The sequence below is a fragment of the Mesorhizobium sp. CAU 1732 genome (assembly GCF_039888675.1).
Taxonomy (GTDB): domain Bacteria; phylum Pseudomonadota; class Alphaproteobacteria; order Rhizobiales; family Rhizobiaceae; genus Aerobium.
In genome coordinates this window covers 763,177-783,737 of the sequence record NZ_JBDQQR010000002.1, presented here as the reverse complement: position 1 = coordinate 783,737, position 20,561 = coordinate 763,177, and the positions used below count along the sequence as shown (strand labels likewise).

16 protein-coding genes are annotated in these 20,561 nt (G+C 64.6%); 9 read left to right on the top strand and 7 right to left on the bottom strand.

The window, feature by feature from the left end:
- Position 1: 1 nt before the first annotated feature.
- The gene (locus AAFN55_RS21470; RefSeq protein ID WP_347801067.1) at positions 2–2,944 is read left to right on the top strand and encodes a sarcosine oxidase subunit alpha family protein; all 2,943 of its coding nucleotides are present in this window, start codon (positions 2–4) and stop codon (positions 2,942–2,944) included.
- Entirely contained in the window at positions 2,937–3,548 is a 612-nt protein-coding gene (locus AAFN55_RS21465; RefSeq protein WP_347801006.1) for a sarcosine oxidase subunit gamma, read from the top strand. Before AAFN55_RS21470 ends, AAFN55_RS21465 begins: the two co-directional genes overlap by 8 nt.
- A 15-nt stretch (positions 3,549–3,563) precedes the next feature.
- Here AAFN55_RS21465 and AAFN55_RS21460 read toward each other — a convergent pair whose 3' ends face one another.
- From AAFN55_RS21460 to AAFN55_RS21430, 7 genes are all read right to left on the bottom strand, one after another.
- Positions 3,564–4,571 carry a GlxA family transcriptional regulator gene (locus AAFN55_RS21460; RefSeq protein ID WP_347801005.1) on the bottom strand — a complete coding sequence of 336 codons (1,008 nt, stop codon included), beginning with the start codon at positions 4,569–4,571 and terminating at the stop codon, positions 3,564–3,566.
- A gap of 331 nt (positions 4,572–4,902) precedes the next feature.
- Positions 4,903–5,517: a pyridoxamine 5'-phosphate oxidase family protein gene (locus AAFN55_RS21455; protein ID WP_347801004.1), complete on the bottom strand. Its 615-nt coding sequence runs from the start codon at positions 5,515–5,517 to the stop codon at positions 4,903–4,905.
- A gap of 13 nt (positions 5,518–5,530) precedes the next feature.
- Entirely contained in the window at positions 5,531–6,178 is a 648-nt protein-coding gene (locus tag AAFN55_RS21450) for a septation protein A (protein ID WP_347801003.1), read from the bottom strand.
- Positions 6,178–8,109, bottom strand: coding sequence for a signal recognition particle-docking protein FtsY (gene ftsY / locus AAFN55_RS21445; RefSeq protein WP_347801002.1), 1,932 nt, complete (start codon positions 8,107–8,109; stop codon positions 6,178–6,180). Before ftsY ends, AAFN55_RS21450 begins: the two co-directional genes overlap by 1 nt.
- 8 nt (positions 8,110–8,117) lie before the next feature.
- Complete coding sequence (gene mtaB / locus AAFN55_RS21440; RefSeq protein WP_347801001.1) at positions 8,118–9,407, bottom strand: tRNA (N(6)-L-threonylcarbamoyladenosine(37)-C(2))-methylthiotransferase MtaB; 1,290 nt, start codon at positions 9,405–9,407, stop codon at positions 8,118–8,120.
- Between the two features lie 184 nt (positions 9,408–9,591).
- On the bottom strand, positions 9,592–10,476 hold the full coding sequence (dapF, locus tag AAFN55_RS21435) for a diaminopimelate epimerase (RefSeq protein ID WP_347801000.1): 885 nt from the start codon (positions 10,474–10,476) through the stop codon (positions 9,592–9,594).
- A 95-nt stretch (positions 10,477–10,571) separates the two neighbouring features.
- On the bottom strand, positions 10,572–11,582 hold the full coding sequence (locus AAFN55_RS21430; protein ID WP_347800999.1) for an MBL fold metallo-hydrolase: 1,011 nt from the start codon (positions 11,580–11,582) through the stop codon (positions 10,572–10,574).
- Positions 11,583–11,729: 147 nt separating this feature from the next.
- Here AAFN55_RS21430 and AAFN55_RS21425 point away from each other — a divergent pair, with 147 nt between their 5' ends.
- The 7 genes from AAFN55_RS21425 to AAFN55_RS21395 all read left to right on the top strand — a co-directional run bounded on the left by AAFN55_RS21425 (position 11,730) and on the right by AAFN55_RS21395 (position 20,552).
- Positions 11,730–12,167: a hypothetical protein gene (locus AAFN55_RS21425; protein WP_347800998.1), complete on the top strand. Its 438-nt coding sequence runs from the start codon at positions 11,730–11,732 to the stop codon at positions 12,165–12,167.
- Between the two features lie 143 nt (positions 12,168–12,310).
- Entirely contained in the window at positions 12,311–12,862 is a 552-nt protein-coding gene (locus AAFN55_RS21420; protein ID WP_347800997.1) for a protease inhibitor Inh/omp19 family protein, read from the top strand.
- A 36-nt stretch (positions 12,863–12,898) separates the two neighbouring features.
- The gene (zapE, locus tag AAFN55_RS21415) at positions 12,899–14,068 is read left to right on the top strand and encodes a cell division protein ZapE (protein WP_347800996.1); all 1,170 of its coding nucleotides are present in this window, start codon (positions 12,899–12,901) and stop codon (positions 14,066–14,068) included.
- A gap of 263 nt (positions 14,069–14,331) precedes the next feature.
- Entirely contained in the window at positions 14,332–15,297 is a 966-nt protein-coding gene (mdh, locus tag AAFN55_RS21410; protein WP_347800995.1) for a malate dehydrogenase, read from the top strand.
- A 10-nt stretch (positions 15,298–15,307) separates the two neighbouring features.
- Positions 15,308–16,501: an ADP-forming succinate--CoA ligase subunit beta gene (gene sucC, locus AAFN55_RS21405; protein ID WP_347800994.1), complete on the top strand. Its 1,194-nt coding sequence runs from the start codon at positions 15,308–15,310 to the stop codon at positions 16,499–16,501.
- 22 nt (positions 16,502–16,523) lie between these two features.
- Positions 16,524–17,426 (top strand): succinate--CoA ligase subunit alpha, encoded by a 903-nt coding sequence (gene sucD, locus AAFN55_RS21400; RefSeq protein WP_347800993.1) that lies wholly within the window; start codon positions 16,524–16,526, stop codon positions 17,424–17,426.
- Between the two features lie 135 nt (positions 17,427–17,561).
- Entirely contained in the window at positions 17,562–20,552 is a 2,991-nt protein-coding gene (locus tag AAFN55_RS21395) for a 2-oxoglutarate dehydrogenase E1 component (protein WP_347800992.1), read from the top strand.
- Positions 20,553–20,561 lie beyond the last annotated feature (9 nt).

The window sequence follows — 20,561 nt, the reverse complement described above, 5'->3', positions numbered from 1 at the left end:
GATGAATCGGCTAAAAGGCGGCCAGATCGACCGCTCGCGGACCCTAAGCTTCACATTCGACGGCAAATCCTATCAGGGCCATCCGGGCGACACGCTGGCCTCCGCGCTTCTGGCCAATGGCGTGCGGCTGATGGGGCGTTCGTTCAAGTATCACCGCCCGCGCGGTCCCCTCACAGCCGGATCGGAAGAGCCGAACGCGCTGGTCGAGTTGCGGCAGGGCGCCCGCAGCGAGCCGAATACCCGCGCGACGGTCGCCGAACTGTATGACGGGCTGGTGGCGAAGAGCCAGAACCGCTGGCCCTCGCTGGCGTTCGATGCCCTGGCGATCAATGACGGCCTGGCGCCGTTCCTCACTGCCGGCTTCTACTACAAGACGTTCATGTGGCCGAAAGCCTTCTGGGAAGCGGTCTATGAGCCTTTGATCCGACGTGCCGCAGGCCTTGGCAGCCTCTCCGTCGAGGCCGACCCCGACAGCTACGACAAGGGGTTCCTGCATTGCGACCTGCTGATCATCGGCGCGGGACCCTCGGGGCTCGCTGCCGCGCTGACGGCGGGCCGCGCCGGGGCGCGGGTGATCCTGGCCGATGAGGATTTCGCGCTGGGCGGGCGGCTCAACGCCGAGACGTTCGTGCTGGACGACACGGCCGGGGAGGCCTGGGCCCGGTCGGCGGTGGCCGAACTGTCCACCCTGCCCAATGTCCGGCTGATGCCACGAACCACGATTATCGGCGCATTCGACCACGGGATCTATGGCGCGCTCGAACAGGTGTCGGATCATGTGCTCGAACCGGCGCCGGGCACGGCGCGGCAGATCCTGTGGCGGATCTATTCGCGCCGGGCCATCCTCTGCGCCGGAGCGACCGAGCGGCCTATCGCCTTTGCCAACAACGATCGTCCGGGGATCATGCTGGCAGGCGCCATGCGCGCCTATGCCAACCGCTGGGCGGCAACGCCCGGCCAGCGCGTGGCGATCTTCACCAACAATGACGATGGGCTGCGCAGCGCACAGGATTTGCGCGCCAAAGGCGTGACGGTGGCGGCCGTGATCGACAGCCGCACGGATGGCCCGTGCTTCGATGGCGGCGAGCATTTCCGTGGCGCTCAGGTGACCGATGCCACCGGGCGTCTGGGTCTGCGGTCCGTCACGGTGCGGCTGGCAAGCGGCGAGAGCCGGACGATCGCGTGCTCCGCGCTCGGCGTTTCGGGCGGATGGAATCCGAACGTGCACATGACCTCCCATCAGCGCGGTCGGCCGATTTGGGATGCGTGGCTTGCCGCCTTCGTCCCGGATGTCTGCCCGCCCGGAATGTCTGTCGCGGGTGCGGCAAACGGTGTCTTTTCGACCGCGGGCGCGCTTTCTTCGGGGGCGGACCAAGCCATCGCGGCACTGGCTGATCTGGGGATCAGCGCCAGTGCAGCCCCGCTGCCGCAGGCCGAGGATGCGCCGGTGAGGATCACGCCGCTCTGGTACGTGCCGCACAAGGGTCGCGCCTGGATCGACCTGCAGAACGATGTGACGGTAAAGGATGTGAAGCTCGCCCATCAGGAGGGCTTCCATTCGGTCGAGCATCTCAAGCGCTACACGACGCTCGGCATGGCGACGGATCAGGGCAAGACCTCGAATATCGGCGGCCTTGCGGTCATGGCCGAAATGACTGGCAAGTCGATCCCGGAAACCGGCACCACGATGTTTCGCCCCCCCTATACGCCGGTTCCGATCGCGGCCTTTGCCGGGCGCTCCGCCGGGGCGGATTTCCGGCCGAAACGGCTGACGCCCAGCCACAAATGGGCGGCGGAACAGGGAGCGGTGTTCGTCGAGGCGGGCCTGTGGTTGCGCGCGCAGTGGTTTCCCCGGACGGACGAGACCGAATGGCGGCAGTCCGTCGATCGAGAGGTCATGGCGACACGCGGATCGGTGGGAATCTGCGACGTGACCACGCTTGGGAAGATCGACGTACAGGGGACGGACGCCGCCGACTTCCTGAACCGGATCTATGCAAATCCGTTCGGCAAGCTGGCTGTCGGGAAAGTTCGTTACGGGCTGATGCTGCGCGAGGACGGGATGGCGATGGATGACGGCACGACCGCGCGTCTGGCCGAAGACCATTTCGTCACCACCACGACGACGGCCAATGCCGCCGAAATCTACCGGCATATGGAGTTCTGCCGCCAGTGCCTCTGGCCTGATCTGGACGTGCAGATCATCTCAACGACGGAGGCCTGGGCGCAGTTTTCCGTAGCGGGGCCGAACGCACGCAAGCTGCTGCAAAAGATCGTGGACCCGGAGCACGACATCTCGAACGAGGCCTTTCCCTATATGGGCTACGGCGAGATCACGGTCTGCGGCGGGCTTCGCGCGCGGCTCTTCCGCATCTCGTTCTCCGGTGAACTGGCCTATGAGATCGCGGTGCCGACGCGCTATGGCGATGCGCTGATCCGGGCGATGGTCGAGGCAGGACGCGCGTTTGACGTGGTGGTCTACGGGACCGAGGCCCTGGGTGTCATGCGGATCGAGAAGGGCCATGCGGCGGGCAATGAACTGAACGGGACAACCAGCGCGCTGAACCTCGGCATGGCCGGGTTGGTTTCCAGGAAGAAGGACAGCATCGGCTCGATCCTGTCCGAGCGCGAGGGGATGAACACGCGCGATGCTCTTTCGCTGGTTGGCTTTCGGCCGGTCGATGCGGCGCGGCAGCTCACGGCGGGATCGCACTTCATCGATGCCGGCGCGACCGCCACTGCCGCCAACGATCAGGGCTACCTGACATCGGTCGCCTACTCGCCCAGCCTCGGGCATTCCATCGGGATCGGCTTCCTCAAGAACGGCGCAACCCGCAAGGGCGAGGTGCTGCGCGCGGTCAATCCGCTGAAGAATGAAGAGGTGGATGTCATCGTGGTCAGCGCCCATTTCATCGACCCGGAAGGAGAGCGCCTCCGTGCGTGAACATACCGATACCAGTCGTGATCCCGGCCCTGCGTCCGCGCATCGGCTGAAACCGCTGCCGGCGCTCGGCGGGGACCAACCCCGCGTCGAGGACATTTCGGGCCTGCGGATCGCGGAAGTGATGGATAGCGCGCTTGCATCGCTGTCCTGCCGGCGCGGGCGGAACGCGGAGTTCGCAGCATTTGCCGAACGGGTATTTGGCTTCGCGTTGCCGGGACCCGCACGTGCCGTCATGGGCACGCCCTATGGCGCCGTCTGGACCGGACCGGAGCAGTGGTTCATCGAGGCTCCTTTTGCCAGCCATGAGGATATCGCACGATTGCTGAAGGGGGAGTTCAGGGATCTCGCCTCGATCACCGAGCAAACCGATGGCTGGGTCCGGTTCGACGTGACGGGCAAGGGCGCTCTTGATGTGTTCGAGCGGCTTTGCCCGCTGGATGTGCAGGCGATGGAAGACAACGCCGCGAGCCGGACCTTGATCGAGCATCTCGGCTGCATCGTGATCTGCCGCAAGGCCGCCGTGGAATTCAGCGTGCTGGGGCCACGCTCGGCGGCAGCCTCACTGCATCATGCGCTGATCGCGGCGGCCCGGTCGGCGCTCTGACTTTGACAGCCTTCGTCAGACTGCCGGCAGCGGTGTGTTGTCCTGCACGCGGAAGCGGTTGATCGCCTTGCGGTCGTCCTGCGGAGTCACGCCGAAAGCCTGCGTGTAATGGCGCACCATCGGCGTCGAGCTCGCATAGCCGACCGCAAGCGCGATATCCGTGATCGAATCGTTGGAATAGAGCGCGAGCTGGCGAGCCTTCTGCATCCGTAGCTGCCGATAATATTTCAGCGGGCTCTCGCCGGTGGAGCGTTTGAAGGAGCGGTCGAGCTGCCGCGTCGACAGGTCTACGGCCTCTGCGACACGGGCGATCTGGATCGGATCCTCGACATGCTCGACGAAGAGGCGAATGGCCTTGGCGACGGCCTCGGGAAGCAAATCCTCGGTGCGATCCTTGCGGGGCGTGGGCGTGCGTTGGGTCACTTCCTCGTCGCGGATGAACGGATGCTGGAACCAGCACGCGACCTCGGTCATTGCAGCCGCCCCGAGATCCTCTTCGATGAGCCGCAGCATGAGGTCGAATACGGCGGTGGCGCCGGCGGCTGTAAAGCGCTGCCGATCGATCGTGATGACCTTCTCGCTGGCGCGGATATAGGGGAATTCCGCTTTGAAGGCAGCTTCGTAGCACCAGTGCACAGAGCATTTGTGGTCATCGAGAAGACCGCTGCGCGCGAGCGGGAAGATTCCGCCGCTGAAAGCGCCCAGACCGGTGCCGTGCCGTGCGAGCCGGCGGACCACGGCGTTGGCATTGCGCGCATCGACAAAGTTGCCCGCAGGGCCGGACAGGAAATAGAGACAATCGATGTCGCGCAGGTCTGCCAGCGCGACATCGGGGTCGAAACCGACCTCCGCGCTGGATACGACCCGATCGCCGGTCTCGCCGACGACGGTCCAGGCAAAAGCGCGCCGCCCGATTATTTCATTCGCCGCCCGCAGGGGCTCTATGGCCGAGGTGAGGCAGGCCATCGGGAAACCGGGGAAAACCAGGAAGCCGAGCCGCCGACAATTTCCGTTCTGGTTCATGTTTCTTCCTCTTGCAGGAAGCCTCGCGAGACGGTGCTTGAGGTTGCCATCGGTCGCGCAGTCCACAGTTTTCGTCGTCAAAAGGCAATGACTGTCGCGGAACTGTCAATCCAGACCGGCCTGTCGATCGGGAGTCCTCCGGGAGATCGCGGGATAACGCGGTGGAAGCGGCGGCTCCCTTTCGGCATCGCGACCAGCGCGTTGAGCTTGATCAGGTGGCAGCGGATCGGGAAAACTAGGGCAATTCGAGCGCGGCAGTGGTGCGGGCGTTGTTCGAGCACCGGAAGAACCCGAAAACCGGATTCCACTTTCGGTTCGATGCTCTCGACGCCTACCAGAGCGTCTTCTTGTAGGCTTCGTCGAGATTGGCATCCACGGAGGCGGCGGTGTCGGCGAGCGCAAGCTGGTCGCGCAGGATTTCGCCCAGGGTCGGCATGGACGAGCGTTCGGGCCAGGTGTCCGGCTTCCAGAGGTCGGAACGCATGAACGCCTTGGCGCAATGCATGTAGGCCGCCTTCACGGTGACGATCAGGACCGAAATCGGCAGCTTGCCGTCGATGGCGAAGCGGGTGCGCAGGGTTTCGTCGGCCGTGATCCTGGCCGTACCGTTGACGCGCAGCGTCTCGTTCATGCCGGGGATGAGGAAGAGCAGGCCGATCGCGGGATTGACGAGCAGGTTCTCCCATGTGTCGAGCCGGTTGTTGCCGGGCCGGTCGGGGATCGCCAGCGTGGTATCGTCGAGGACCGCGACGAAACCGGGCTTGTCGCCCTTCGGCGTGACGTCGGCATTGCCGGCATCGTCGGACGTGCCGATCAGGACGAAGGGACTGCGCGCGATGAAGGATTTCGAATGGTGGTCCAGCGTCGGCAGTTGCTTGCGCACGGCGCCGTCGCCGGGCTGCTTGTAGTGCGTGCGCAACGCCTCGTGCGTCGTGATGAATTCCATTCGGGCCGTCCCCCTATTCCGCGGGCTTTTGTTCCAGCGAATGACGCATGATCAGCGGCATCTGGCTGAAGGTGAACAGAAGCGTGATGGGCATCGTGCCCCAGACCTTGAAGGCTACCCAGAAGTCGGTCGAAAAATTGCGCCAGACGACTTCGTTCATCAGTGCCAGGAACAAGAAGAACAGGCCCCAGCGCAAGGTCAGCTTGCGCCAGCCTTCGGCATCCAGCTTGAAGGCCGAATCGAAGACGTAGCCGAGCAGCGCCTTTCCGAAGAAGAGCCCGCCCAGAAGCACTGCGCCGAACATGGTGTTGACGATGGTGGGCTTCATCTTGATGAACACGTCGTCCTGCAGCCAGAGCGTCAGCGCGCCGAACACGAAGACCACGACGCCGGAGATCAGCGGCATGATGGGCAGCGAGCGCGTCAGGATCCACGACACGGTGAGCGAGATCGCGGTCGCGATCATGAAGAGCCCGGTGGCGAGGAAGATCGGCCCGCCGAACGAGCCGAGCACCGGCCAGCTCTGAACGAGGGATTCGCCCCGCGCATTGGCGAAGAAGAAGACCAGGAGCGGCCCGAGCTCCAGCGCGAGCTTGAGGAGGCCGTTGACTTCCTTCTTCTTCGGATCGGCGGGGTCGCGTTCGAGTATGCGGTCGTCCATCAGGCTACTCCCGCGATCGCTTTGGCGAAGTCGCTGGCTGAGAAAGGTTCGAGGTCGTCGACCTGTTCGCCGACGCCGATGAAATAGACCGGCAGTTTGTGCTTGGCCGCGATGGCCACCAGAATGCCGCCGCGCGCCGTGCCGTCGAGTTTCGTCATCACCAGTCCATTCACGCCCGCGACGTTGCGGAAGATCTCGACCTGGTTGAGGGCGTTCTGGCCGGTCGTCGCGTCGACAGTTTGAAGGACAGTATGTGGCGCTTCTGGGTCATGACGGCCGAGCACGCGCACGATCTTTTCCAGTTCGGCCATCAGCTCGGTCTTGTTCTGGAGCCTGCCGGCCGTGTCGATGATCAGCACGTCGGAGCCCGCCTGCTTGGCCTTCTCGTAGGCGTCCCATGCGAGGCCGGCCGCATCTGCGCCGAGTTTGGACGAGACGACGGGCGAGTTGGTGCGCTCGCCCCAGATCTTGAGCTGCTCGATGGCGGCGGCGCGGAACGTGTCGCCAGCGGCGAGCGTCACCGACAGGCCGCCAGCCGTCAGCTTGGCGGCCAGCTTGCCGATCGTCGTCGTCTTGCCGGTGCCGTTGACGCCGACGACGAGGATGACATGCGGCTTGTGCGACAAATCGAGTTCGAGCGGCTGCGCGACGGGCGTCAACACCTTCTCGATCTCCTGCGCCATCACGGTGCGGACGTCGGAATCGGAGATGTCCTTGCCGTAGCGGCTCGCCGAGAGCGAATCGGTCACGCGGATGGCCGTCTCCATGCCGAGATCGGCGCGGATCAGCACGTCTTCGAGGTCCTGAAGCGTGTCCTCGTCCAGCTTGCGCTTGGTGAAGACGCCGGAGATGTTGTCGCGCAACTCGCGCGAAGAGCGCGACAGTCCTTCGCGCAGACGCTGGAACCACGGCGTGCGGGGCGCGGGCACTGGAACGATAGGTGCTGCCTCGGCCTTCGCCTCGACAGACTTCGTCACCGTGACCTTGCCGGCAGCCGGTGTCGTGCTCGCCGGGATGGCTGCTGGAATCGGAGACGCGTCGAGGCTGACGGGTTCGACCGCCGCAGGCTCGTCTAGCGTCGGGGGGATCGGGGCAGGAGCCGGCTCGACGGGCTGTGGCAAGACAGGCGCGGGCGTGTCTGCGGGGATTTCCCGCTCGGGCGCGACAAACGGCTCGCTCAGCGGCGCATCGGGAGCGGGCGTCGGTGGGACTTCCAGCGGCGGCGCGGCGGGTTCCACGGGCTCAGGTTCGGGAATTTCGCGCGGCGGCTCAGGCACCTCGCGCGGTGGCTCAGGCACCTCGATCGGGACTTCCGGCACTGGACGCGGAGCGGGCGGAATCTCTGGCTCCGGCTCGGCTGGTTCGGGAACGTCCGGCACCGGTGGCGCAGGTTCTTCCGGCGGAACGACGGGCTCCGGCTCGGCGGGCGGGACGGGAACCTCGACCGGCCTGGGCTCCGGCTCGACCGGGGCGGTCTGCGGCGTCGTATCGATGGAAACGGGCGCAGGAACTGGCTCAGGAGTTTTGAGCAGCTCGTCCGAAACGGGAACTGGCTCCGGAAGAACAGGAGGTTCCACTGCTGGCTCAAGCGGCTGCAATACGCTTGTCTCGGCAGGAGCGATTTCCGTCGGTGTCGTTTCTATCGGCAGCGGCTCGGGAACGGACGGAGCCGTTTCAACCGCGTCCGGCTGCTTCAGGAACTCCGGAACCGGACCCTCGACAGGTGCCTCACTGGGTACGGGCAGTTCGGCCGGGGCGTTATGGGCAGGGTCGGTGGGCAGCGTCGGGGTCGACTGCGCATCCGTCACCTGGGCTTCGGCCGGATCCGTGCCGTCGAGGGGAGGGTGGATTTCCGGGATCTGCTCGACCGGCGCTTCCACGACCTCCTTCCTGCCGAAGGAAAAAATCTTCTTGATGAAACCCAGAGCCATGAACGTCCTCAGGCCGCCTGCGCGGCGGCGGTCATCGTGGCCAGCCGCTCGCCATCATGGCCGGTCACGACAGCATCCACGATTGCGCCGGGCGATCCGGCATTGATTGCGGCGAGGGTGAAACCCTCGGTGCGGCCCAGGCCTTCTCGCTCGACGAGAATACGCTGGCGCGAACCGACCAGCGCGCCGAGATGCGTGCGATAGGCCGCGTCCCCTGCCGCGCGGAGCCGCTTCGCGCGCGCCTTGACGATGCTGCGATCGAGCTGCGGCATGCGCGCGGCGGGCGTGCCGTCGCGTGGGCTGAACGGGAAGACATGCAGGTGCGTCAGTCCGCATTCGTCGACGATCTTCAGCGAGTTCTCGAACATCGCGTCCGTCTCGGTCGGAAATCCTGCGATGATGTCGGCGCCGAAGACGATGTCAGGTCTTAGCCGGCGAACGTCTTCGCAAAACCGGATGGAATCGTCGCGCAGATGACGGCGCTTCATGCGCTTCAGGATCATGTCGTCGCCCGCCTGGAGCGACAGATGGAGATGCGGCATCAGCCGGGATTCGGTGGCGAGCGCCTCCATCAGATCCTCGTCGGCTTCGATGGAATCGATCGAGGACAGGCGAAGCCGCGCCAGATCGGGAACCTGGCGCAGGATCGTCCGCACCAGTCTGCCAAGACGCGGAGCGCCCGGCAGGTCGGCGCCGTAGCTGGTCATGTCGACGCCCGACAGCACCACTTCCGCATAGCCATTGCCGGCGAGGCGCTTGATCTGTTCGACGACGGCGCCCATTGGAACCGAGCGCGAATTGCCGCGTCCGTACGGGATGATGCAGAAGGTGCAGCGGTGATCGCAGCCATTCTGCACCTGCACGAAGGCGCGGGCGCGGCCTTCAATGGCATCCACGAGATGGCCGGCGGTCTCCGTCACCGACATGATGTCGTTGACGCGCGCCTTCTCGAACTGGTTGACGCCGAAATCGGGAAGCGCGCGGTAATTGTGGCTTGCAAGCTTTTCCTCGTTGCCGAGAACGAGATCGACCTCGTCCATCGCCACGAATGCATCCGGGTCTGTCTGCGCGGCGCAGCCCGTGACGATGATGCGCGTGCCGGGATTGTCGCGGCGGGCTTTGCGGATCGCCTGCTTTGCCTGGCGGACGGCTTCGCCGGTAACGGCACAGGTGTTGAAGATCACCGCGCCGTCGGCGAGCTGGCCCAGCCCGGCAGCGGTCGCTTCACGCCGCATCACCTCGGATTCGTAGGTGTTGAGGCGGCAGCCGAAGGTGACGACGTCGATGCCCTTGGTCATGGGGATGCGTTGGGAGCGGCAGACCCCCACCCTTTATCCCTCCCCACAAGGGGGAGGGAGGTCGTCATCGTTGCGCCCAATCCGCTTGGCGTTGTGCTGAAAGTGTGAACTCGGCGCCCATGCCCCCCTCCCCCTTGTGGGGAGGGATACAGGGTGGGGGTCAACTCGACAAAAACTTGTCCAGTCATGCAACGCCCTCGGTCTCGCGCTCCCACGCGCCGGTGGCGGGATCGAAGAAGCCGGAAAATTCCCACTCGGCCGGTCCGGTCATGACGACGTGATCGTCGGCGCGCCATTCGATCTGCAACTGGCCGCCGCTCGGCGCGGTGACCGTGACGGTGCGGCCGGTTCGCCCGGTGCGTGCGGCGGAGACGGCGGCGGCACAGGCGGCCGAGCCGCAGGCGAGCGTCAGGCCCGCGCCGCGTTCCCATGTGCGGATCGTCATCGTGTCGCGGGACGTGACCTGCGCGATGGTGATGTTGGCGCGCTCGGGGAAGATCGGGTGGTTCTCCAGCATCGGCCCGAAGCGCTCGAGGTCGTAGGACCAGACGTCCTCATCGACCCAGAAGATCGCGTGCGGGTTGCCCATCGAGGCGACCGACGGCGAATGCAGGATCGGCGCGTCGATCGGTCCGATCTGGAGCTCGATCATCCGCGTATCACGAAATTCCTCGGCGAGCGGGATGTCCTGCCAGCCGAAGCGCGGCTTGCCGAGATCGACGGAGATCAGCCCGTCCTCATGCTCGACTGCGTTGAGGATGCCGGCGACGGTCTCGAAGGTGAAGGTCTTCTCGCCGGTTTCGGCCGCCAGCGCCTGCACGACGCACCGGGTTCCGTTGCCGCAGGCCTGCGCGTGGCTGCCATCCGCGTTGAGAATCTCGATATAGTTCCGGGTGCCCTGCGTCCGAGGATCGTGAATGGCCATGATCTGGTCGAAACGGGTTGCGGGGTCGGCAGCGAGCGCGATGGCTGCGGCAGGCGAGATGCGATCGGCACGGCCGCGCATGTCGGCAACGATGATCTCGTTGCCGATTCCGTTCATCCGGGCAAAGGGTGCGCGCGTGCTCATTCGCCGCTATATGGCGGAAAAGCCTGCCGATTACCAGTGTCGAGCCCGCCGCTCACGCGATCAACGCGCAGGCTGGATGAGGGAATTCCGGGCGCTCAGACGCTGGCGGCCGGAATGTCCCAGACCTCGCCGGACAGCATCGCCCTGAAACGGTCGCGATCGACGCCGTGCCGGTCGAGCGCCGCGTGCAGATGATCGCGCGGGGCGTTCATCGGCTCGTTGGTGAGCTGGAACGTGCTCCAGTGATGGCCGATCGCGTATTGCGCCTTCGAGAGGAGCATGCCCTGCACCGCCTCGTCGGGGTTCTGGTGCTGGAACTTCATGAACCAGCGCGGCTCGTACGCACCGATCGGCAGGATCGCGAGGCGGAAGCCGCCATGCTTCTCGGCTGCCGCACGATAATTGATGCCGTCGTGAAAGCCGGTGTCGCCGATGACGTAAATCTTGCCGCCCGGCGCTGCGATGACGAAGGCGCTCCACAGCGCCATGCGGCGGTCGCCAAGCCCGCGCGCCGACCAGTGGTGGGCAGGCTCCAGATGGATCGGCACGTCGCGGAAGCGGACGGTGTCGCCCCAGTCATGCGCCGAAATCGCCATGCCCGGCACGTGCTGCTTGACGATCGTGTCGTTGCCGAGTGGCGTGATGACGTGCGGATTGTGCCGCGCGCGCAGCCGCCCGAGCGTCATCAGGTCGAGATGGTCGTAGTGGTTGTGGCTCAGGAGCACGAGGTCGATCGGCGGCAGGTCGTCGAAGGCGATGCCCGGCGAACCAGCGCGTTTCGGGCCTATGAACCCCACCGGCGAGGTGCGGACGGACCAGACCGGATCGGTCAGGATGTTCAACCCCGCTGTCTGGATCAGCATCGTCGCGTGACCGACCATCGTGACGACGAGGCGTGCGCCATCGACGCGGGTCTCGGGCTTGACCGGCGGGTGGGGGCTTTCCCAGCCTCCCGGCCATGCCGCACGCCCGCCGCCGAATTGCCAGCGCAGGAGATCGGAAAAGTTTCCGGGCGGCTGTCCGTTGGGGTTGAAGAACACCGTGCCGTCGAAATGGTCGCTCGGTGGCCCGGAGTAGTAACGGTTTCCCGCATGCGCTTTTTTCATTGCCACGCCTCCGGTCAGTGCCGCCGCACTGCCCAGCCCCAGCCATTTCATCAAACTGCGTCTATTCATGGGGCGCGAAGATAGTGATCATTCGAACCGGCGCAACCGGACGCTGCACCGCTCGCGAGGGATTGATCGATAATGGCCATGAAACGAACGAAACAGCCCTGGATGACGGCATCGGATTTCGGCCGGTCGCTGCCGCGCGGCCTCGGCGTCAACCTGCTCGTCGCCGACATGGCGGCGATGGAGGTCTTCTGCCGCGAGGTGCTTGGGGCCAATACCATTTATGTCGATGAGGATTTTGCGGCGATCGAGATTCTGGGTTCGGTTTTCATGCTGCATGCCGACCACTCCTACCAGGATCACGAGATGGCGGGATCGGTGACCGGAGCGGATGTACGCGGCGCGGGCATCGAGATAAGGCTCTACGGCGCGGATCCCGATCGTGTCGAGGAACGCGCGCGCCAAGCGGGCCACACGGTCCTGTCGGCCTCCATCGACAAGCCACATGGGCTTCGCGAGTGCCACATCCTATCGCCGGAAGGCTATGTCTTCGTCCCAAGTGCTGCGTCGGACGACTGAAATGTCAACGGAATCTTCTTCAGGGAACTCTTAATTAACGCTATGCGTTGGATTCTTCCAAAGATCGCCACTATTCTGGCGATGAAGGGGCTTTGTTTTTCGAGAACCAGAGCGCGGCATATCCGCAGCGACGGAGGGAATTTATGGGTTTCAAGTTCACGGGCATCCTCGCAACGGCGGGATTGGCGCTGGCTCTTGCCGGTTGTCAAAGCGACCGTTTCACCAGCATGGATACGCGACCCGTCGCCCCTGCTCCGCTTTCACCGGCTCCGGCCGGGACGGTGACGGCGGGCCAGTTGCCGCCGCCGGCTCAGCCGGGAGCGGCGAATCCCTCGCAGTTCCCCGCCGCTCCGGGCGCCGACCCAATGGCGCCTCCCGGCGGCACCCAGATGGCGGCCGTCGACCCGAATGCGCCGGCCGTCACGGCTGGCAGCGTCGCCGGCGTGTGGAACGCCACCGTGTCCGGCCAGAGCTGCCGTGTCGCGACGCCCCAGACGCGCTTCGGCCAGGGCTTCCGCGCCGGTCCCCTGCGTTGCCCCGCTCCGCTCGACGGCGTGAAGTCGTGGAACGTCGAAGGCAGCCAGCTTGCGCTCTATGACGAGGGCGGCGGCGTGATCGCCCGTCTGCAATCGGCGGGCGGCTCGCGCTTCGACGGCCAGACGACCAGCGGCGTCCCGGTTTCGCTCGCGCGCTGACGAAGGCGGCCCCGGCCTCGCAATCAGGACCAGACGATGTCTTCGCTCGACGGCGTGTCGACACACCGTACCGTACGGCAGGCCTATGACCATCTCGAAAGCGTCGGCACCTTGCGCGTCGACGCCGAGCAACTGGCTATCGTCGGTGCGCTCGATCGCCTGATCGAGGACGTGGCCTCGCGTCGCCTTGCGCACAAATCGAGCGCCCTGGGCTGGCTCTTCGCCAAGCGCGCGCCGACGCATGCGGCGGTGAAGGGGCTCTATCTTCATGGCGGCGTCGGTCGCGGCAAGACCATGCTGATGGACATGTTCTATGATCTGGTGCCGGTGAAGCGGAAGCGCCGGGCGCATTTCAACGACTTCATGGCCGACGTTCACGACCGCATCCAGCGGCATCGCGAAGCGCTCAAGCGCGGCGACACCAAGGAGACCGATCCGATCCCGCCGGTGGCCAAGGCGCTCGCCGAAGAGGCGTGGGTGCTGTGCTTTGACGAGTTTACCGTGACCGACATCGCGGACGCGATGGTGCTGTCACGGCTGTTCTCCAGCCTGTTCGCAAACGGCGTGGTGCTCGTCGCCACGTCCAATGTCGCGCCGCGCGATCTCTACCGGGACGGGCTGAACCGGGCCTTGTTTGAACCGTTCATCGACATCCTGGAGCGCCACGTCAACGTCATGAGCCTCGACGGCCCGGTCGACTACCGCCGCCGCAAGCTCGACCAGATGCCGGTCTACGTCACGCCATGCGGCCCGGAGGCGGACCGTCTCATGGACGAAGCATGGAACGCGGCGACATCCGGCCACGACACCGCCGAGGTCAGGCTGGCGGTGAAGGGCCGCGAGGTGATCGTCCCGCGCGCCAACGGTACCGTTGCGCGGTTCGGCTTCGACGATCTGTGCAGCAGGCCGCTCGCCGCGCGCGACTATCTCGCCATCGCGGCGCGGTTCGACACGATCTTCGTCGATTGCATCCCGGCGATGGGCCAGGACAGGCGAAACGAGGCGAAGCGCTTCATCCTGCTGATCGACACGCTCTACGACCACAATATCAGGCTGGTCGCCAGCGCGGAAACCGCGCCGGAAGAGCTCTATACCGGCAGGGTCGGAACCGAGGCGTTCGAATTCGCCCGCACGGCTTCGCGCCTGACGGAAATGCAGAGCCGCGACTGGCTCGACGCCGCACGGTCGGCATCTGCTCGCGCCTGAATTCGCCGCGAGCGTTAACGGACGATGAAAAATCCACTCCAGGGGCGCCATTTTGTCGAAATCAATTGACGTTTACGTAAGACAATATTGATCTAAACGTTTGAAAAGGTTCAGCCGGCAAGAATCGGTTGAATTTTTATTGTGATGCGTCTATGCCCTGTCGCGAATTCGGACGGCATCCCGTGTCCGGAACCAGTTTCGGCATCAACGATCCAAAGGCCGGCGCGGCCTCTGCCCGGCGTCTACAAGGGAAAACAATCACCATGGCTCGCAACAAGATTGCCCTCATCGGCTCAGGCATGATCGGCGGCACGCTCGCCCACATGATCGGCTTGAAGGAACTCGGCGACGTCGTCATGTTCGACATCGCGGAAGGCATTCCGCAGGGCAAGGGCCTCGATATCGCGCAGTCCTCGCCGGTCGACGGCTTCGATGCGCGCTATGTCGGCGTCAACGAATATGCCGGCATCGAGGGTGCGGACGTGTGCATCGTCACCGCCGGCGTTCCGCGCAAGCCCGGCATGAGCCGCGACGATCTGCTCGGCATCAACCTCAAGGTGATGGAGCAGGTTGGCGCGGGCATCAAGAAGTACGCGCCGAACGCGTTCGTCATCTGCATCACCAACCCGCTCGACGCGATGGTCTGGGCGTTGCAGAAGTTTTCGGGCCTGCCCAAGAGCCACGTCGTCGGCATGGCCGGCGTGCTCGACTCCTCGCGCTTCCGCCTGTTCCTCGCCGAGGAATTCAAGGTTTCGATCGAGGACGTCTCGGCGATGACGCTGGGCGGCCACGGCGACGACATGGTGCCGATGACGCGCTACTCCACCGTTGCCGGTATCCCGCTGCCCGATCTCGTCAAGATGGGCTGGACCACCAAGGAAAAGCTGGACGCCATCGTCGAGCGCACCCGCAAGGGCGGCGGCGAGATCGTTGGCCTGCTGAAGACCGGGTCGGCCTATTACGCGCCGGCTGCCTCGGCGATCTCGATGGCCGAAGCCTACCTGAAGGACAAGAAGCGCGTTCTGCCGTGCGCGGCGCACCTGTCGGGCCAGTACGGCATCAAGGACATGTATGTCGGCGTGCCGGTGGTGATCGGTGCCGGCGGCGTCGAACGCGTCATCGAAATCGAATTCAACAAGGCCGAGCAGAAGATGTTCGACAAGTCGGTCGAAGCCGTGAAGGGCCTCTGCGACGCCTGCACGGCGATCGCCCCCAATCTCGCCAAGTGAGGACGAACGGATGAACATCCACGAATACCAGGCCAAGCAGCTCCTCAAGGGCTATGGCGCTCCCGTCGCCGATGGCGTAGCGATCCTCAAGGCCGACGAGGCGGAGACTGCCGCGAAGCAGCTTCCCGGTCCGCTTTATGTCGTGAAGAGCCAGATCCATGCCGGCGGACGCGGCAAGGGCAAGTTCAAGGAACTCGGCCCGGACGCCAAGGGCGGCGTGCGCCTGTCGAAGTCGGTCGAGGAAGTCGTCAAGAACGTCAACGACATGCTCGGCAACACGCTGGTGACCGCGCAGACCGGCGACGCCGGCAAGCAGGTCAACCGCCTCTACATCGAGGACGGCGCCGACATCGACCGCGAGCTTTATCTGTCGCTGCTGGTGGATCGTTCGGTCGGCCGCGTCGCGTTCGTGGTCTCCACCGAGGGCGGCATGGACATCGAGGCCGTGGCTCATGACACGCCCGAGAAGATCATCACCGTCGCGATCGACCCGGAAGCCGGCGTGACCGCGTCGGACGTTGCCAAGATCAACGAGGCGCTGGAGCTTTCGGGCGATGCGGCGAAGGACGGCGAGACGCTGTTCCCGATCCTCTACAAGGCCTTCGTCGAGAAGGACATGGCGTTGCTCGAGGTCAACCCGCTGATCGTCATGACCAACGGCCGCCTGCGCGTGCTCGACGCCAAGATGTCGTTCGACGGCAACGCCCTGTTCCGCCACGACGACGTCAAGGCGCTGCGCGACGAGACCGAGGAAGACGCCAAGGAAATCGAGGCCTCCAAGTGGGACCTCGCCTATGTGGCGCTCGACGGCAATATCGGCTGCATGGTCAACGGCGCCGGCCTTGCCATGGCGACGATGGACATCATCAAGCTCTACGGCAAGGAGCCGGCGAACTTCTGTGACGTCGGCGGCGGCGCAGGCAAGGAAAAGGTCGCGGCAGCGTTCAAGATCATCACCGCCGACCCGAAGGTCGAGGGCATCCTCGTCAACATCTTCGGCGGCATCATGAAGTGCGACGTCATCGCCGAGGGCGTTGTCGCTGCGGTTCAGGAAGTTGGTCTCAAGGTTCCGCTGGTCGTGCGCCTCGAAGGCACCAATGTCGAGTTGGGCAAGAAAATCCTCAACGAGTCCGGACTGGCCATCACGGCCGCCGACGATCTCGATGACGCGGCGAAGAAGATCGTCGCTGCGGTCAACGGCTAACGGATTCGAAGGATCAGAACTGATGTCCATTCTCATCAACAAAGACACCAAGGTCCTCGTTCAGGGCCTGACCGGCAAGACCGGCACCTTCCACACCGAGCAGGCGCTGGCCTATCACGGCACCAAGATGGTCGGCGGTATCCACCCCAAGAAGGGCGGCGAGACCTGGAGCGGCTCGAAGGGTGAAAGCCTGCCGATCTTTGCTTCGGTCGCCGAAGGCAAGGACAAGACCGGCGCGACCGCTTCGGTCGTCTACGTCCCGCCGGCAGGCGCCGCCGAGGCGATCATCGAGGCGATCGATGCGGAGATCCCGCTGATCGTCTGCATCACCGAGGGCATCCCGGTGATGGACATGGTCAAGGTCAAGGCGAGGCTCGACAGGTCGAAGTCGCGCCTCATCGGCCCGAACTGCCCCGGCATCGTCACGCCGGACGAGTGCAAGATCGGCATCATGCCCGGTTCGATCTTCCGCAAGGGGTCGGTGGGCGTTGTTTCGCGCTCGGGAACGCTTACCTATGAAGCAGTGTTCCAGACCACCAACGAAGGCCTCGGCCAGACCACCGCAGTCGGCATCGGCGGCGATCCGGTCAAGGGGACCGAATTCATCGACATCCTCGAGATGTTCCTCGCGGACGACGAGACCCAGTCGATCATCATGATCGGCGAGATCGGCGGTTCGGCGGAAGAAGAGGCGGCGCAGTTCCTCAAGGATGAGGCGAAGCGCGGCCGTTCCAAGCCGATGGCGGGCTTCATCGCCGGACGTACTGCGCCTCCCGGACGCACCATGGGTCACGCAGGCGCGGTGATCTCCGGCGGCAAGGGCGGCGCGGAAGACAAGATCGCGGCGATGGAAGCGGCAGGCATCAAGGTTTCGCCGTCGCCGGCGCGGCTTGGCAAGACGCTCGTCGAAGCGATCAAGGGTTGAAAAGCCAATAGCGAGTAGGGAGTGGCGAATAGGGAGTGCGAGCGACGGCCGGGTGCCAGAAAGCTCTATTCGCTATTCACTACTCACTATTCGCGCTGCAAAGGAGACGGAGCACCAGGCTCCGAAGGATCAAAAATGGCACGGCAAGATCAGGCCAACGATCAGTTTTCCCTCACCTCGTTTCTCTATGGCGGCAATGCCGACTATATCGAGCGGCTCCATGCCGCCTGGCAGGAGAACCCGTCCTCCGTCGATCCTGAATGGCGCGATTTCTTCGCAGCCCTGAAGGATGATGCGGGCGACGTCCGCAAGAGCGCTGAGGGCGCGTCCTGGACGAAGCCGAACTGGCCGATCGCTGCAAATGGCGAACTGGTCTCGGCGCTCGACGGCGACTGGGGCTCTGTCGAGAAGCATTTCGAGAAGAAGACCAAGGAGAAGGCAGCCGCCAACGGCGCGGTGCCGGCCTCCGAGGCGGACGTGCTGCGCGCGACGCGCGATTCCGTGCGCGCGATCATGATGATCCGCGCCTACCGCATGCGCGGCCATCTGCACGCCAACCTCGATCCGCTCGGCCTCGCCAAGCCGCTCGAGGACTATAACGAACTGTCGCCCGAGGCTTACGGTTTCACCGAAGCCGACTACGACCGGCCGATCTTCATCGACCATGTGCTGGGGCTGGAATACGCCACGATCCGGCAGATGCTCGACATCCTCAAGCGCACCTATTGCTCGACGCTCGGCGTCGAGTTCATGCACATCTCGAACCCCGACGAGAAGGCGTGGATCCAGGAGCGCATCGAGGGACCGGACAAGGGCATCGAGTTCTCGCCGAAGGGCAAGATCGCCATCCTGCAGAAGCTGATCGAGGCCGAGGGCTTCGAGCAGTTCATCGACGTCAAGTACAAGGGCACGAAGCGGTTCGGCCTCGATGGCGGCGAATCGCTGATCCCGGCTCTGGAGCAGATCATCAAGCGCGGCGGCGCCATGGGCATGAAGGAGATCGTGCTCGGCATGGCCCATCGCGGCCGTCTCAACGTGTTGTCCCAGGTGATGGCCAAGCCGCATCGCGCGATCTTCCACGAGTTCAAGGGCGGCTCGTTCGCGCCTGACGACGTCGAAGGTTCGGGCGACGTGAAGTACCATCTCGGCGCGTCGTCGGATCGCGAGTTCGACGGCAACAAGGTGCATCTGTCGCTGACCGCGAACCCGTCGCATCTGGAGATCGTCAACCCGGTCGTGATGGGCAAGGCCCGCGCGAAGCAGGACCAGATTTTCGGCCGCACGCGCGAAGAGGCCGTTCCGATCGAGGAGCGCTCGAAGGTTCTGCCGCTGCTTCTGCATGGCGACGCGGCCTTTGCCGGCCAGGGCGTCGTGGCTGAAATCCTCGGCCTGTCGGGCCTGCGCGGCCATCGCGTCGGCGGCACGCTGCATTTCATCATCAACAACCAGATCGGCTTCACGACGAACCCGCGCTTCTCGCGCTCGTCGCCCTATCCGTCCGATGTGGCCAAGATGATCGAGGCGCCAATCTTCCACGTCAATGGCGACGACCCGGAGGCGGTGGTCTACGCGGCGAAGGTCGCGACCGAGTTCCGCATGACCTTCCAGAAGCCGGTGGTCATCGACATGTTCTGCTACCGCCGCTTCGGTCACAACGAAGGCGACGAGCCGGCATTCACCCAGCCGCTGATGTACAAGTCGATCCGCTCGCAGCGGACGACGCTTCAGCTCTACGGCGACAAGCTGGTCGGCGAAGGGCTGATCAGCCAGGCCGAGTTCGACCAGATGAAGGCCGACTGGCGCGCCAAGATGGAAGCCGAGTGGGAAGCCGGACAGGCCTACAAGCCCAACAAGGCCGACTGGCTCGACGGTGCCTGGTCGGGCATGCGCACGGCCGACAATCAGGACGAGCAGCGCCGCGGCAAGACCTCGGTGCCGATCAAGTCGCTCAAGGAGATCGGCAAGAAGCTGACCGAGGTGCCGAAGGATTTCGAGGTCCACCGCACCATCGGCCGCTTCCTCGAAAACCGTCGCAAGGCGATCGAAAGCGGCGAAGGCATAGACTGGTCGACGGCCGAGGCGCTCGCCTTCGGTGCGATCCTGATGGACGGCAATCCGATCCGCCTGTCGGGTCAGGATTCCGAACGCGGCACGTTCAGCCAACGCCATTCGGTGCTCTACGATCAGCAGAACGAAGACCGCTACATCCCGCTCAACAATATGAGCCCGGCCCAGGCCAACTACGAAGTCATCAACTCGATGCTGTCGGAAGAGGCCGTGCTGGGCTTCGAATATGGCTACTCGCTCGCCGAACCCCGCGCGCTGACGCTCTGGGAAGCCCAGTTCGGCGACTTCGCCAACGGCGCGCAGGTCGTGTTCGACCAGTTCATCTCGAGCGGCGAGCGCAAGTGGCTGCGCATGTCGGGTCTCGTCTGCCTTCTGCCGCATGGCTATGAGGGTCAGGGGCCGGAGCATTCATCGGCCCGCCTGGAGCGCTTCCTGCAGATGTGCGCGGAAGACAACATGCAGGTGGCCAACGTCACGACGCCGGCCAACTACTTCCATATCCTGCGCCGGCAGCTCAAGCGCGACTTCCGCAAGCCGCTGATCCTGATGACGCCGAAGTCGCTCTTGCGCCACAAGCGGGCGATCTCGACCCTGTCGGAAATGGCGGGCGAAAGCTCGTTCCACCGTCTCTTGTGGGACGATGCGCAGTATCTGAGCGACCAGCCGATCAAGCTGGTGAAGGATTCGAAGATCCGCCGCGTCGTGCTCTGCTCGGGCAAGGTCTATTACGACCTCTACGAGGAACGCGAGAAGCGCGGCGTCAACGACGTCTACCTCCTGCGCGTCGAGCAGCTTTATCCGTTCCCGGCCAAGGCGCTCATCAACGAACTGTCGCGATTCCGCAATGCGGAGATGGTGTGGTGCCAGGAAGAGCCCAAGAACATGGGTTCGTGGTCCTTCATCGACCCGTATCTGGAATGGGTGCTGGCCCATATCGACGCCAAGCACCAGCGCGTACGCTACACCGGACGTCCAGCCGCCGCCTCGCCGGCGACCGGCTTGATGTCCAAGCATCTGGCGCAGCTCGAGGCTTTCCTCGAAGACGCGCTGGGCGAATAACACGACCAC

Coding starts and splice junctions, on each gene's coding strand:
- AAFN55_RS21470 (WP_347801067.1), top strand. CDS start 2: ATGAATCGGCTAAAAGGCGGCCAGATCGACCGCTCGCGGACCCTAAGC.
- AAFN55_RS21460 (WP_347801005.1), bottom strand. CDS start 4,571: ATGAACCAGAACGGAAATTGTCGGCGGCTCGGCTTCCTGGTTTTCCCC.
- AAFN55_RS21455 (WP_347801004.1), bottom strand. CDS start 5,517: ATGGAATTCATCACGACGCACGAGGCGTTGCGCACGCACTACAAGCAG.
- AAFN55_RS21450 (WP_347801003.1), bottom strand. CDS start 6,178: ATGGACGACCGCATACTCGAACGCGACCCCGCCGATCCGAAGAAGAAG.
- ftsY (WP_347801002.1), bottom strand. CDS start 8,109: ATGGCTCTGGGTTTCATCAAGAAGATTTTTTCCTTCGGCAGGAAGGAG.
- mtaB (WP_347801001.1), bottom strand. CDS start 9,407: ATGACCAAGGGCATCGACGTCGTCACCTTCGGCTGCCGCCTCAACACC.
- dapF (WP_347801000.1), bottom strand. CDS start 10,476: ATGAGCACGCGCGCACCCTTTGCCCGGATGAACGGAATCGGCAACGAG.
- AAFN55_RS21430 (WP_347800999.1), bottom strand. CDS start 11,582: ATGAAAAAAGCGCATGCGGGAAACCGTTACTACTCCGGGCCACCGAGC.
- AAFN55_RS21425 (WP_347800998.1), top strand. CDS start 11,730: ATGAAACGAACGAAACAGCCCTGGATGACGGCATCGGATTTCGGCCGG.
- AAFN55_RS21420 (WP_347800997.1), top strand. CDS start 12,311: ATGGGTTTCAAGTTCACGGGCATCCTCGCAACGGCGGGATTGGCGCTG.
- zapE (WP_347800996.1), top strand. CDS start 12,899: ATGTCTTCGCTCGACGGCGTGTCGACACACCGTACCGTACGGCAGGCC.
- mdh (WP_347800995.1), top strand. CDS start 14,332: ATGGCTCGCAACAAGATTGCCCTCATCGGCTCAGGCATGATCGGCGGC.
- sucC (WP_347800994.1), top strand. CDS start 15,308: ATGAACATCCACGAATACCAGGCCAAGCAGCTCCTCAAGGGCTATGGC.
- sucD (WP_347800993.1), top strand. CDS start 16,524: ATGTCCATTCTCATCAACAAAGACACCAAGGTCCTCGTTCAGGGCCTG.
- AAFN55_RS21395 (WP_347800992.1), top strand. CDS start 17,562: ATGGCACGGCAAGATCAGGCCAACGATCAGTTTTCCCTCACCTCGTTT.